The sequence below is a fragment of the bacterium (Candidatus Blackallbacteria) CG13_big_fil_rev_8_21_14_2_50_49_14 genome (assembly GCA_002783405.1).
Classification (GTDB): domain Bacteria; phylum Cyanobacteriota; class Sericytochromatia; order UBA7694; family UBA7694.
Window position 1 is genome coordinate 109689 of sequence record PFGG01000075.1, and the last position, 13451, is coordinate 123139.

A 13451-nucleotide genomic window follows, 5' to 3' on the forward strand; every position below is an offset into this window, starting at 1 on the left:
ATTAAATAATCATTTTAGACTCCGCTTTAAATGAGAATTCTTCAAAAAGGATCGTCACCCATGCGCAAAACCCTTCAGTCTCTTGTATTTGGTTTCATGGCTCTGCTTCTGATTTTACCCAACTCTGCCCTGGCAATCTCAGCCGATGATATTCTTGGGGTTTGGGTCACCGTCAATGGCAAATCCCATGTTGAAATTTCAAAAGCCAATGGCCATTATGCTGGCAAAATTATCTGGCTGAAAGAACCCCTGCGCAATGGGAAGCCCAAAATGGATGATAAAAATCCTGAAGCCAGCCTGCGCAGCAAGGCCCTGATAGGTCTGATGATTCTGCAGGGCTTTGTTTTTAAAAACGGAGAATGGGTCGATGGCAAAATCTATAACCCCGAAGATGGCAAAACCTATTCCTGTCAAATCAAGCTGCAAAACGCGAAAAGCCTTGAAGTACGCGGCTTTGTCATGGGAATGCCCGCCTTTGGCAAAAGCCAGATCTGGACCCGCAAATAATCGTCGGCCCAGAAGAGCTGAATCAGATGGCAAAAAGAGTGGCGAGATCTACTCCTGCTATCACGCGAAACTGAGTCACGTTCTATATTTCATGCTATAATAAAGCGTCTGTAAACATCTGAACCAAACACCCAGAAGGAAGGAGCAGATATTCTTTCCGAACAAGCCTTAAAACTTTCAGGAGAGAATAAAGCAACACTTATGAAATTTATTATTCACGGAAAAAATATGGAAGTTACCGATGCCCTGAAGAGCTATGTCAAAGAAAAGCTGGGCAAAATGGAGAAATATAGCCGCCATATCGTCGATGTCAATGTGGAATTAAGTGTCGCCAAGAACCCACGTATCAAAAACAACCAGGAAGTCACCGTCACAACCTCTGTCAACGGCATGATGCTGCGCTCTGAAGAAAAGAGCACCAATATGTATGCTGCCATTGATCTTGTGGGTGATAAACTGGAACGTCAGCTCAAAAAATACGAACGCAAGCGCACTGAGCACAGCGCCGTAAAAACAGCTGTCGCCATGGGTGAACTGGTAGAAGACGAAGAAGAAGAGACGGCCGAAGGCGCACCTGCCGCGAAAAAAACCACGGCAAAGAAAAAGGCTGCGGCCAAGCCTGCTCCCAAACGCAAAATTAAAAATGAGCGTTTGGCGATCAAACCCATGAGCCCTGAAGAAGCCGCAGCTCAAATGGAGCTGTTGAAATACAGTTTCATGCTGTTCCGCAATCAGGACAGCAATGAGCTGAATATTATCTTCAAACTTGATGGTAAGAACAAAGAGTATGGCGTCATCATCCCCAATGAATCGGTGGATGAAGCAGTTGTCATGCGTGTTTAAGGCTTAAGCATCTGAAAATGTCAAGGAGTGCCACCATGAGCGACGTCTTCCTCTTAACCAAACATTTCTATGATACGGCTGCGCGCTTCAGCAGCAAGCCGGCCCTGATGGAAAAAAAGAACGGAGTTTACCGTTCCATGACCTATCAGGAAATGAAAGAACGGGTTGAACAGGTTGCCGCCTATTTGCTCAGCCACGGCCTGGCCCACCAGGATCGGGTGGCTCTCCTTGCTGAAAACCGCCCGGAATGGCCGATTGCCGATATGGCCATTATCAGCTCGGGTCTGGTCAATGTGCCAATCTATCCCACCTTGACCGCCCATCAGCTTTTGTATATTCTCAATGATTCTGGTGCTCGCGCGATTGTGGTTTCAAAACCCGCGCAATTGCAGAAGATCGTCGCCATTCACCACGACTGCCCTCAGCTCAAGCTGGTGATTGTCATGGATCCGCCTGAAACCCTGCCTGAAATGAGAAATATAGAAGTGGTCAGCCTGCACAGCGTGCTGACAGAGGGTGAAAAGCTGCTCAACCAGGAAGGACGCGCCAAGCTGGATGAACGCCTGAACCACGCCCATGAAAGCCATAGAGTAAGCATTGTCTATACCTCTGGCACCACCGGGGATCCCAAAGGCGTGATGCTCAGCCATCGCAATTTCGCCAGCAATGCCCGTGGCGCAGTCAAAGCCCTGGGTTTTGACAGTTCCCAAACCTCGCTTTCGTTTCTGCCCCTCTCTCATGTTTTAGAGCGCGTGGTCAATTATGCCTTGCAATTCTGCGGAGCCACCATTGCCTATGCTGAAAGCATTGATACGATCGCACAAAACCTGCAGGAAGTACACCCCTCCGCTTTTGTAGCCGTACCCCGGGTTTTTGAAAAAATCTACAACCGCATCATTCAAAATATTGAAACCGAAAAACCGCTCAAGAAAAAAATCTTTTATTGGGCACTGGAAGTAGGCAAACAAGCCGCAGTTTACACCAGCCGGGGCAAACCGATCCCCTCAGGCCTGAGCTTCAAACATAAAATTGCCGACAAGCTCGTCTTTACCAAAATTCGTGAAAAAACAGGAGGCAACCTCAAATTCGCAGTTTCAGGCGGAGCCCCTCTGATGCGTGAACTGGCTGAATTCTTTTTCGCCGTGGGCATCAATATCTACGAAGGCTACGGTCTAACCGAAACCAGTCCTGTGATTTGTTGCAACCGCCCTGGAGCCGCAAAATTTGGCTATGTCGGCCTGCCAATTGAAGACGTAGAAGTTAAAATCGCACCCGATGGAGAAATTCTGGCACGGGGGCCCAATATCATGGAGGGCTATTATAATAAGCCCGAGGCCACCCGTGAAGCCATTGATGAAGAAGGCTGGTTTCATACCGGGGATATTGGCGAAATCGACAGCGAAGGTTATCTCAAAATTACCGATCGCAAAAAAGAAATTATTGTCATGTCCAACGGCAAAAATGTGGCTCCCCAGCCGATTGAAAATGTGCTCAAAACCAGCCCCTATATTGAGCAGGCTGTGATGCTGGGCAATAACCAGAAATATATGGCCGCTCTGATTCATCCCAGTCTGGACATGCTCGATCAGTATGCCCGTGAACATAAAATCAGTGTGAGCAGCCACAAAGAGCTTTTAACTCACCCTGAAATTCACGGCTTTCTTGAAAAAGAAATTCACCGCATGATGGCCGATTTCGCCCGCTATGAGCAGGTCAAGAAATTTGCCCTGATTGAAGAAGAACTGACCCAGGACAACGGCTTTCTCACGCCCACGCTGAAATACAAACGCCGCTTGATCAATGAGCATTTTGCAAAAACGATCGATGGGCTTTTTGCCGAGGGCAGCCGCGTTTAAAACCAGGCCCAGAAAATCTGAAAAGGCTGCTGAAAAGCAGCCTTTTTGAGTTTCAGACATGCGCAAAGTCACTGACAATCAGCCCCTCCATCTGGCAGGCTGTCTGGTATGAATGCTCCGTTTTCATCGGGTCGGCGTTTCTTTCGCACCCTCTTCTTTTTTTGTTTGACCCTGATCCTCTCTGATCTGGGGGTCAGGCTCTGGCTTGCGCCGCATTTGGATTTAAACTTTAAACAAAATTACCGCCTGCCCGCCGATCAGGAACTGGCCTGGCTGCCCTTTTATCTCAACCAACTGGCACAATCACAACAAAACGATCTGGTGTTTATTGGCTCTTCTCCCACCTACGGAATTCGCATCAAAGACCCCAATCAAACTTTTCCGGTCGCCAGTTTAAAAGCTCTGCAGGCACACAACCCGGCCTTCAAAAACTGGCAGGTGTATAATCTTTCAGCCAAGGGATTTTTGGTCGCCGACCAGTATTACCTGCTGCAAAAATCCCTCCCCAGTGCCGAAGCTGTGGTGATTCAACTCAATTACCATACCTTCAGTCCCCGTCTGCTCAAGGAAACCCGCATCCGCCATCCAGAATTACCTGAAAAACTGGGGCTGGACGTCAGCGAAAGTGAAGCTGCGCTTTTGGGGCTGCGCCCCAGCCCGCCAATAGCCTTTAACCGTTTCTTTCGCCAGGGGCTGAACCAAATCTGGAGCTTTTACCGCCTGCGCGAGATTTTAGCAGCGTCCTGGCTGGGCAATACCCCCGAGGGCTGGGCCTATCAACAATATGAAAAGAGGCTGGGAACTCAGGCCACAGACACAGATGAACGCTTGCCCTTTCTGGACCTGCCCCCCGCCCAGCAAATGATGGCTCTGAAACGTTTTGGACAAAATATTGGCTTTCAGCTCTCCGAGGATAATTCAGAACTGCAAAGCCTGCGTTTATTGCTGAAAAGCCTGAAAAAAGCGGGCAAACCCGCTCTTTTCGTAATGGGCCCCTTGAATGTCGAAGCTCTGGATGCCTATGAAGCCCTCGACTGGAAAAGCTATGATCGCAGCCTGGCCACCCTGCGGCATGAGATCGAACAGGCCGGTTATCCTCTTTTGGATATCAACCGCACGGCCCCTTTGCCTGCCGATCAGTTCTTTGATTTGACCCATACCCTGGTCGGAGAGGCCATGGGACAAAAAATCGCAGCGGCCCTGCAGCCCCTTTTGGCGGTGCAAAAACCATGATTTTTAACGAAGCTCTCTACGGCGTTTTTCTACTCTTTTCAGTCGCTGTCTTTTTTCTGCTGCCCCTCAGTTGGCGGGCGGGCTGGCTGGCCCTGACCGGGCTGGTTTTTTATGGCTGGTATGGAGGGCCCTTTGTCTGGCTCTTTCTGGTAGAAGCCCTGCTGGTTTATGCCGCGATGCGCTTCTTTCGGGGACACAAACAGATTTTTGTCCTGTTTTTACTGCTCAGCATCGGAGTCTTGGTCGGCTTTAAATACCGCAATCTCTTGCTGGGAAGCTGGTATGAACTGCAACATGCCCTGAGCGGCAGCGGCGTACCCACACTTCAGCATTTTGTCTTTCCGCTGGCGATCTCGTTTTTCAGCTTTGAATTTATTCATTACCTGATCGACTGCCAGCGGGGCAAAATTGGCCCCCACCGTCTGCGCGATTATCTCGCTTTTATTCTGTTTTTTCCCACCATGGTGGCAGGGCCGATTAAACGTTTTCAGGATTTTGTGCCCAAGCTGAACCAAGCCCGCTTTGATTGGGAGCATCTGCGCATGGGGCTTTTGCGGATCGTGGTGGGCATGGGCAAAAAAATGGTGATCGCCGATTCTCTCGATCTCTGGGTACAGCCCTTGCTGTCTGAACATACAGCCCAATCTGCTTCGGGACTGACACTCTGGATTGCGCTTTTCGCCTATTCAGTCAAAATCTATACGGATTTTTCAGGTTATTCAGATATCGCAATCGGCTCTGCCCGTCTGTTTGGCATTGTGGTACCCGAAAATTTCAATTGGCCCTATCTGCGCCGCAATATTGCAGAATTCTGGCGGCATTGGCATATCTCACTCAGCAGTTGGATCACCGACTATGTGTATATCTCGCTGGGCGGCTCACGGGTTCGCTTTCCCCGCCTGCTGCTCAACCTGGTTCTGGCCCTGGGAGTTTCGGGTATCTGGCATGGCGCAGAATGGCATTTTCTGGTCTGGGGACTTTACCACGGAATGATGCTGGCCTTGCACCGGATTTTCAGAGACAAAATCAGCCCCCGCCTGCCAGTTCTGAAACGCATAGATCGCTTTCTAAAACCTGGCTATACACTGCTGACTTTTGTTTTGGTCACCCTGGGCTGGGGCCTGTTTATTATGCCCGTTTCACGTTTTGTGGGCCTTTTGCCCCGCCTGCTGGGCCTGAATTGAAAGGAGAAGCCATGTCTGAAGGATTACAAGATGCTTTACTGGGTACAGGAGCAGCACTGCTGCTGCTCCTGGCTCTGTTTTTTGCCAGCGGGGGCTCGAATTTTATCTATATCGATTTCTAAATTTCGCCGTCTACCAAGGCCTGAAAAAAGCCCAAGCTTTCGTTTTTCTTTTTGATCACCAGAACTGGCACCTTGAGATCAAGCTTGATCAGCTTTTCGGTCAAGCTGCCCAAAAACATAGCGGTAATATTGGTACGGCCTTTGGAACCGGCCACCAGCAGCTGACAATCCAGATTTTTCAGCCAGTCCCGCATTAAATGAGATTTTTCATTTCCCTCGGCATCCGCAACATGGGTTTCAATCGTGTTGCCTGCTAAGGACAAATTCTGAATAAATTTCTGCATATCCTCTTCAGCATAGCGCTGCATATCGGCCGAAAAGGCCTCGTAGCTCATACCCGTTTTAGCATAGCCTGCGGGCACATCAAAAAGATTGAGCACATGAATTACATCCCCATCAACCACCGACGAGAGTTGGACAGCCGTTTCAAGCGCCTGACGGGAATGGGGGGAAAAGTCAGTGGGAACCAAAATATGGCGAATATTCAAATCAAAGGTTTCGGGCACGAAAAGCACAGAACAAGGGGAGCGACGCGCCAGTTTTTCAGCCAGCAAATCGGGGTGCGACTCATCGTCACGTTTGCCCACCACCATCAAATCGGCGAGTTTGACTTTGCTGTGATGTACCAGGGTATTCAACAATTCCCCTTCAAGCACATCGTATTCAAAATTAATTTTTTCGGGCAGGCTCAGGCATTGAGAGACAACTGCCTGCATCTGTTCCTGCAAGGTTTCATCCAAGGGTTGCAATTCTGGATGCTCACGCAAATAGCTTTCCGGCAAGTCCAGCTTTTGGGCCACATGAATAAAATAGATCTTTTCAATGGGCAGGCTTTTACAGAGAAACTGGGTATAGGTCAAAACCTTTTCATCCAGAGAAGTTAAATCGAGCGCGACCGTCAGGCGTTTGATCATCTTGGAAAGCCACTTTCTATCAGGGTGCTGCCTATCATTGTAGCAAAATACCGTCTCATGCGCAGAAGGCTTCAAGAGCTAGTTTGCGCTAAAATGCAAAGCCAGCCAGATACAAACTGGTTGGCTGCTCGTATATTCCACGCGGTGCCGATGGTGGGCAGGAATCAAGAGCCAATCCCCAGTCTGAAGTTCCTGAATTTTGCCATTTTCGAAACGCAGATGCGCTTGCCCCTGCACCAGCAGGACCCATTCATCCTGGGCCTGATCATACCATTCACCAGGGGGCGTGATCTGTCCCTGTGAAATAATCCGCTCAAGCTTGGCCCCGCCAAACGTGCAGAGAGTTTCAAACAGTTCGCTCTGTGGCAAAGGCTGGGGCAAATCAAAGAGATTTTTCACTGCTCTATTTTTTAATAAATTCAGGATAAGCCTCTGATTGCGGAATCGCAATCAGATGGGCTGGAGCGGTCAGAATCTGAATCGTCATACTGCCTTCAGGGGGCTCCGATTCTGAATAGCTGATTTTGAGTTCTTCACCCACTTGCTCAACCTGCTCAATCGTCACGGCATAGCCACCGGTACTGCGTTCACCCATAAAAATGGCAACGACCATTTCTGAATGAAAATCTACTTCGGGCAGCTGCTCTAAGGAACCATTGTGCTCTTTCCAAAGCTGGCGGAAGGTTTCCTGATCGCGGGCAATCACAAAGCGGGGCTCAGTAACACGGCTGTTGCTGACACGGGAAAGGGTTCGCATAGAGATAAGATCCTTTTTTTGAAGTGATGGGGCGGGCGCATCGGCATTGACAAAGTGCACGGGCAAATTTTGCCCCCTGGGAAGGATGACAAAGCAGGCCGGAGCTGTGAGTACCATGGGCACCAGCTGATTGCGGGCCGGTTTGGTTTCGCGGTAACGCACTTCCAGCGCCTCTCCCTGCTGGAGAATCTCAGCAATCTGCACCTGGTAACCCGCCGTGGCCCGTTTGCCTAAAAAAACCGCGACAACGCGATCCTGTTTAAAATCAACACGGGGCAACTGCTCAAGACTGCCCTGATGCTCTTTCCAGAGTTCCTGCCAGGCTTCGGGGGTCTCAACCACAGCCGTGCGAAAAGTTAAAATCTGGCTGTGCACCGCCTGTTGCAAGGGCGTAAACCCCTGTGTCTGGGCCACAACAGGTAAATTCAGACCCAACAGCAGGGTCAGCAGCAAAAGTTTAGATTTCATGCTTGAAAGACCTTCTTCATCAGCTTCAAATAATTGCGACCCGGTTGAATTTTGCCCATTACCGTGCTGCCACGGGCCCCTGTCACAGCGGGCAGATTATTCGGCAAACCCATCAAACAGGTATAGGCCAGACAGGCAAAGGCAAAGGCTTCCTTGGCATCTGAAGAGAGGCCAAAATGTTCAAGCGGCAAGACTTTCACCGGCTTCATCAAATCAGCCAGCATCTGCATCAGGGTCAAATTATGTACACCGCCCCCGCTGACCACAAAGCGTTCAGGGAATTCTGGCAGAAACCGGCGGCAGGCCTGCTCAATGCTGTGGGCGGTTAAGGCCGTGGCCGTGGCCAAGAGGTCAGCAGGGGCCAAGTCCAAAGCTTCTCCACGGGCTAAAAACCAAGCCGTATAGGCATCGCCAAAGATTTCGCGCCCCGTCGATTTGGGCGGCACTTCCTGAAAATAAGGCTGCTGCAAAGCTTCCTGCAAAAGCGCGTCGGATAAAACCCCCTGGGCGGCCCAAGCCCCTCCCAAATCCCAGAGTTCCTGCCCCTGGCTGAGATGGCGGGTCAGACTGTCAATCAGCATATTGCCCGGCCCGGTATCAAACGCCAGCATTTCACCCGCGCGGCCCAACCAGGTGAGATTGGCAATGCCGCCAATATTTTGCAGGCAGACCGATTGCTGGGGATCTTGAAAAATCAGGGTATCGACATAGGGCACCAGCGGCGCCCCTTGCCCCCCCAAGGCCATATCCGCAGGGCGGAAATCAGCCACGGTGGTCAGGCCGGTCATTTCAGCAATCATAGCGGCATCGCCCAATTGCAGCGTGGAAGCAATTTCGCCCACGCCCGGCGGCAAATGAAAGAGGGTTTGACCATGGGAGCCGATCAAATCAATCTGATCACAGAGCAGCTGATTGGTCTTGCAAAATTCAGCAATGCTCTGACCAAACCAGGCGCCAATCTGCATATTTAATTCACAGAGTTCATCAACCCGGCTGGTTTCGGGCTGCATATTGCGCAAAAGCCGGACCCGCAAATCGGCAGGCATGGGAAAGGTATCAAAGGCCAGAATCTCATACTGCAAACGCTGATCCCAGGCCAGGTCGCAGAGACAGAGATCCACGCCATCGAGCGAGGTGCCCGACATCAATCCCAAAACCTTGAGGCTGGGACGGGAAAGTGCATCTGAAAAAGTGTTTGACATAGCCCCTATTGTACCCTCTGCACAGGCCAGCGGGTAGCCTCTTTTGGGATTCCGTCAGGTGCTGGCTCCCCTTGAAAAGTACAGTCCCCACAGGCGAAAGCCCTGTGAGCAGGTATAATAAAAGCCAAGGAATAAACTCAGTATGCAGATTCAAAACAAAGGTTGGGCCGGAGATTTCTGGGGCGGTCTGGCGGCCATGTTGGTAGCGCTTCCCGCAGCCATCGCCTTTGGTGTGACCATTTTTTCTGCTGTGGGCGCATCCTTTGGGGCCCAGGGCGCGCTGGCCGGAATTTTGGGGGCCGTGGCGATCGGTTTGGTCGCTGCTTTTTTTGGCGGGGCTCCCCGCCTGATCTCAGCCCCCTGTGCACCCGCTGCCGCAGTTCTGACAGCCTTTGCCCTGGAGCAGAGCAGTAAGCATACAGACCCCTTGCGAATTCTATTGATGATGACCCTGATCGGCCTGCTGGCCGGTCTGCTTCAGGTGATTTTTGGCGTTTTGCGTTTGGGCCGCCTGATCAAATACATGCCTTACCCGGTCGTCAGTGGCTATCTCAGCGGGGTGGGTCTGGTGATCATTCTCAGCCAGGTGCCCAAATTTTTAGGGGCCCCCAAGGGCAGCGAACTGCAGGAAGCCATCCTGCATCCTGCCCATTGGCATTGGCAGAGCATTGCTGTGGGCCTGGTAACAGCCGGGGTGATGCTGCTGGCCCCCAAGCTCACCAAAGCGGTGCCAGCTGTAATTCTGGCTCTGGCCGCAGGGATTCTCACCTATTTCGGTCTGGGTCTGGTAGACCCTGCCCTCTGGGTTTTGCAGGGCAATGTGCTGGTGGTGGGACCTGCCGCCGGAAGCAATGTTGGTTTTCTCTCTGCCTTTCTGACACGCTGGCAGGCCATTGCAGCCTTTGAACCCACTCAACTCAAAGATTTATTGGTGCCAGCTACCACTCTGGCTGTTCTGCTCTCGATTGATACCCTTAAAACCTGCGTGGTGCTGGATTCTTTAACCCGTACCCGGCACAATTCCAACCGGGAACTGATCGGGCAGGGCCTGGGCAATCTCTGCTCGGGTGCTTTGGGTGGAATTCCCGGTGCAGGCACGATGGGAGCCACTTTGGTGAATATTTCCAGTGGCGCACACAGCCGTTTTTCAGGCATTTTTGAGGGTGGTTTTTCCCTGGCTGCCATGCTGGCCCTGGGGGCCTTGATTGCCTGGGTGCCGATTGCAGCCCTGGCCGCCATTTTGATCATTATTGGCGTGCGCATGTTCGACCGCAAAAGCCTGCATCTGCTCAAATCGCGCTCCACGATTCTCGATTTTGTGGTGATTCTTGCCGTGGTGCTGGTGGCCGAAACCATCAGCCTGATCGCGGCTTCAGCCGTTGGCATTGGCCTTGCCATTTTTCTGTTTATCCGCGAACAAGTACACAGTTCCAACCTACGCCGCAAAAGCTATGGCAACCAAATGTTTTCCAAACAGATTCGCCTGCCCGAAGAACGCCAGATTCTTGAAGCCCAGGGCCAGCAAACGGTGATCTTTGAACTGCAGGGCAGTTTGTTTTTTGGCACCACCGATCAGCTCTATACCGCTCTGGAACCCGACCTCAAAACCTGCAAATACATGATTCTGGACATGCGCCGGCTGCAATCCTTTGACGTGACCGCCGCGCATATGCTGGAGCTGATTGCGGATATTCTTGCCGAACAGGGTGCCCAGCTGATTTTCACACATTTTCCCCGCAGTGTGCCCACCGGCCAGGATCTTGAAGAATATTTTACCGAGGTGGGCCTGGTCAAAGAAGAAAGTCCTACCCGTATTTTTGCCGAGCTGGATGCCGCCCTGGAATGGGTCGAAAACCAGATTTTGGATGAAGCCCGTATCGAGCAACCCACTGAAAAACCCTTGGAACTGCGCGAAATGGATCTGTTCAAAGGCCGCAAAGAAACCACAATTGCCGCCCTCGAAGCCTGCATGCAAAGCCTGGCCTTTAAACCCGGAGAGCGGATCTTCGCACGGGGTGAGCAGGGCGATGAACTCTTTCTGATCCGGCGCGGAGCCGTGCGGATTGAACTGCCGATAGAAGCCGAACAGAAACACCATATTGCCAGCTTTGGACGGGGTGACTTTTTTGGTGAAATGTCATTTTTAGACCAGCAGGAACGCTCAGCCGATGCCGTGGCCTCAGAAGAAACTGAGCTTTATGTACTTTCACGCCAGGATTTTGATCGCTTTGCCGATGAGCACCACAAACTGGCGGCCAATCTGCTCGAGGGCCTGGCCCGCGTGCTCTCGATTCGCCTGCGCGATACCAATAAAGAACTGCGGGCCCTGCAAGCCAGTTAAAGCTGGGGTTCCAGGGTCAGAACGTGCCGAACAGTGACTGCCCCGCGCAAATCGCCCTCATGGTAACCTGTGGCCTGATCTTGGGGATAATATTTTTTCAAAAGGGCCTGCACCTCGGGCTTGATTTTTTCGGCTGGCCCATGGCATTGTAAACAGACAGCCTGAATCTTCAAGGGCTTGAGATAGCGTAAAACCTGCTTTTGCCCTTCCTGTACCACTTCAAAATGCTCTTCGGGAATTGCAGTCGGATTTTGGCTCCATTGCTCCAGCACTTTTTGTTCATAGGCATCGGGCTGATTCTGCGGGTTGCGGCTGCGCAGTGAAACCCTGCGGATTTCAACCCCTTCTGTTTCTGCGATTTGGGCGGCAATGCCTGGAGCCACCTGGTGACAGACCTCAACCGCTGCTGCGGGGCCTTGGCTTTGCAAGGCGGCTTTGAGAGTGCTTTGCAATTGGGTCAGCAAAGCGCCAGCCGCAGAGCGAACCTGCTTCAGTTCAGATTCGGGGGGATGTGCCGCCCCCATCAATAAAATCAGGAGTGAAAGCCAAGCTGTTTTTTTCATGTCAACGCCCTCCGTCTCTATACAATACAGTATACCCTATAGACCTGTATCATAATCAAACAGACCTAAAAAAGAGATCTGTGCTTCTGTTATAAAATTGTTATATTGTATTAATTGCCAAAATCAAGCTCTGTCTTCAAAAAATAAATCTTTTTACAGCTCAAACACATTTTTATGGACTTAAATTATGACAATGTCATCGGAATATTACAAAAACAAAAGATTGACAATCGCTTTTGAAATGATATCCTAATTTCAGCAAGTAAAAGCAAGCGATTGAAGGGCCCTGGTTTAAACCCATGAAAATCCAGAAATTCGATGCTGGTATGTTTATGAGAAAAAGCATCCAGCTTCTGCTCATCTGTTCTCTGCTGGGAATGGTACTGTCGAGCTGTAGCCCTGTGGCCAGCTCAGGAACCGTCAGAAAGAAATACAAGCAGGATATCAACCGGGTGCAGTGGTCACCGGATGGACAGTTCTTGGTTTTTGAATACAGCAATAATATAGATCCTGGCCATTCATACGCGAAAGAACAGACTTACGCATATCAATACAAATTCAACACAAAAAATATTAATCTAATTAACAGTTATGGTTACGCGTGTTTTTATACATCTTCCAAGCCAACAATTTCCTACTTGAGATCACAAACTAATCCATATACTTTATACGAATCTGATTTGGAAGGAAATGAAAAAGTTGTTTCACTACAAAAGCCTATTGAATATCCCCAGGGTCTTAAATACATGGATCCAGCACAAATCATATTATTTGAAAATGTTGGACCAAAAAATAGACTTTTAAAACTCAATCGCTCAACCCAAGAAATCACGCCCATCGAGCCAGACGAATCCGTACAAAAGTTTATCCAGGAGGAAAAAATTTCTGATTACGAGATTAAGCATGTCTTTGAAAGAAATGGCATACTGCGACTGGTTTTACAGGCCAGCCACAAGGTTGAAGGCTTACCCGCCAATGAACACCCTCCGGTGACCTATGCCACGGCTTTGCTTCAAGAGAGTAAAATCACCCAAATTGAAAAACTCTATCACCTTGAAAAGCCTTTTGGCGTAGATGTGTTTTTCTGGGGGCTCTCTCCAGACAATAAGCTGATCTTTGGCACCGTTAAAAATTTACCCCCTCTGGAATACTTTGAATATGACTATGAAAAACACCAGCGCAACCCACGGCCTGACCTGAATAAAATCAATGACCACCTCAAAGACGGCCGCATTCTGAAACCCGAAGCGTTTTCGCCAGATTTCACCAAACTTGTGTATATTCTGGCTCGCTCAGAAGACAGAGATAAAAATCCAATTCGGGATTTTATCTTGCTTGATCTCAAAACAGGCAAAGAAGAAACACTTTTTAATATCAACACCACATTTCCCAAGGGCGATTTTACATGGAGTTATTAAGAAAACAGGCTATAGCCTTTAGCATGAAAAAAAGTGTCTCCAG

12 protein-coding genes are annotated in these 13451 nt (G+C 50.1%); 7 read left to right on the top strand and 5 right to left on the bottom strand.

Features of this window, described 5'->3' with window-relative positions; all coding sequences use genetic code 11:
- Nucleotides 1-96 precede the first annotated feature (96 nt).
- The 5 genes from COW20_21880 (at nt 97) to COW20_21900 (ending at nt 5623) form a co-directional block, all read left to right on the top strand.
- A complete protein-coding gene (locus tag COW20_21880; protein ID PIW45133.1) occupies nt 97-507 on the top strand; it encodes a DUF2147 domain-containing protein in 411 nt (136 codons plus the stop codon).
- Nucleotides 508-708: 201 nt separating this feature from the next.
- Complete coding sequence (gene raiA, locus COW20_21885) at nt 709-1350, top strand: ribosomal subunit interface protein (protein ID PIW45009.1); 642 nt, start codon at nt 709-711, stop codon at nt 1348-1350.
- Between the two features lie 17 nt (nt 1351-1367).
- On the top strand, nt 1368-3206 hold the full coding sequence (locus tag COW20_21890) for a long-chain fatty acid--CoA ligase (protein PIW45010.1): 1839 nt from the start codon (nt 1368-1370) through the stop codon (nt 3204-3206).
- Nucleotides 3207-3314: 108 nt separating this feature from the next.
- Nucleotides 3315-4439: a hypothetical protein gene (locus tag COW20_21895; GenBank protein PIW45011.1), complete on the top strand. Its 1125-nt coding sequence runs from the start codon at nt 3315-3317 to the stop codon at nt 4437-4439.
- Entirely contained in the window at nt 4436-5623 is a 1188-nt protein-coding gene (locus tag COW20_21900; protein PIW45012.1) for an MBOAT family protein, read from the top strand. Before COW20_21895 ends, COW20_21900 begins: the two co-directional genes overlap by 4 nt.
- Nucleotides 5624-5741: 118 nt before the next feature.
- Here the strand turns inward: COW20_21900 and COW20_21905 are convergent, their stop codons facing one another.
- The 4 genes from COW20_21905 to COW20_21920 form a co-directional block, all read right to left on the bottom strand.
- Nucleotides 5742-6659, bottom strand: coding sequence for a hypothetical protein (locus COW20_21905; GenBank protein ID PIW45013.1), 918 nt, complete (start codon nt 6657-6659; stop codon nt 5742-5744).
- Nucleotides 6660-6737: 78 nt separating this feature from the next.
- A complete protein-coding gene (locus tag COW20_21910; GenBank protein ID PIW45014.1) occupies nt 6738-7058 on the bottom strand; it encodes a cupin in 321 nt (106 codons plus the stop codon).
- A gap of 4 nt (nt 7059-7062) precedes the next feature.
- On the bottom strand, nt 7063-7884 hold the full coding sequence (locus COW20_21915) for a hypothetical protein (protein ID PIW45015.1): 822 nt from the start codon (nt 7882-7884) through the stop codon (nt 7063-7065).
- Nucleotides 7881-9086 carry an anhydro-N-acetylmuramic acid kinase gene (locus COW20_21920; protein PIW45016.1) on the bottom strand — a complete coding sequence of 402 codons (1206 nt, stop codon included), beginning with the start codon at nt 9084-9086 and terminating at the stop codon, nt 7881-7883. Before COW20_21920 ends, COW20_21915 begins: the two co-directional genes overlap by 4 nt.
- Nucleotides 9087-9228: 142 nt before the next feature.
- On the opposite strand from COW20_21920, the gene COW20_21925 reads away from it, so the two are divergent.
- Complete coding sequence (locus COW20_21925) at nt 9229-11427, top strand: cyclic nucleotide-binding protein (protein ID PIW45017.1); 2199 nt, start codon at nt 9229-9231, stop codon at nt 11425-11427.
- Here the strand turns inward: COW20_21925 and COW20_21930 are convergent.
- Nucleotides 11424-11990, bottom strand: a complete 567-nt coding sequence (locus COW20_21930; GenBank protein ID PIW45018.1) for a glutamate synthase — start codon at nt 11988-11990, stop codon at nt 11424-11426. The genes COW20_21925 and COW20_21930 overlap by 4 nt on opposite strands.
- Nucleotides 11991-12316: 326 nt before the next feature.
- Here COW20_21930 and COW20_21935 point away from each other — a divergent pair, with 326 nt between their 5' ends.
- Complete coding sequence (locus COW20_21935; GenBank protein PIW45019.1) at nt 12317-13408, top strand: hypothetical protein; 1092 nt, start codon at nt 12317-12319, stop codon at nt 13406-13408.
- Nucleotides 13409-13451: the final 43 nt, after the last annotated feature.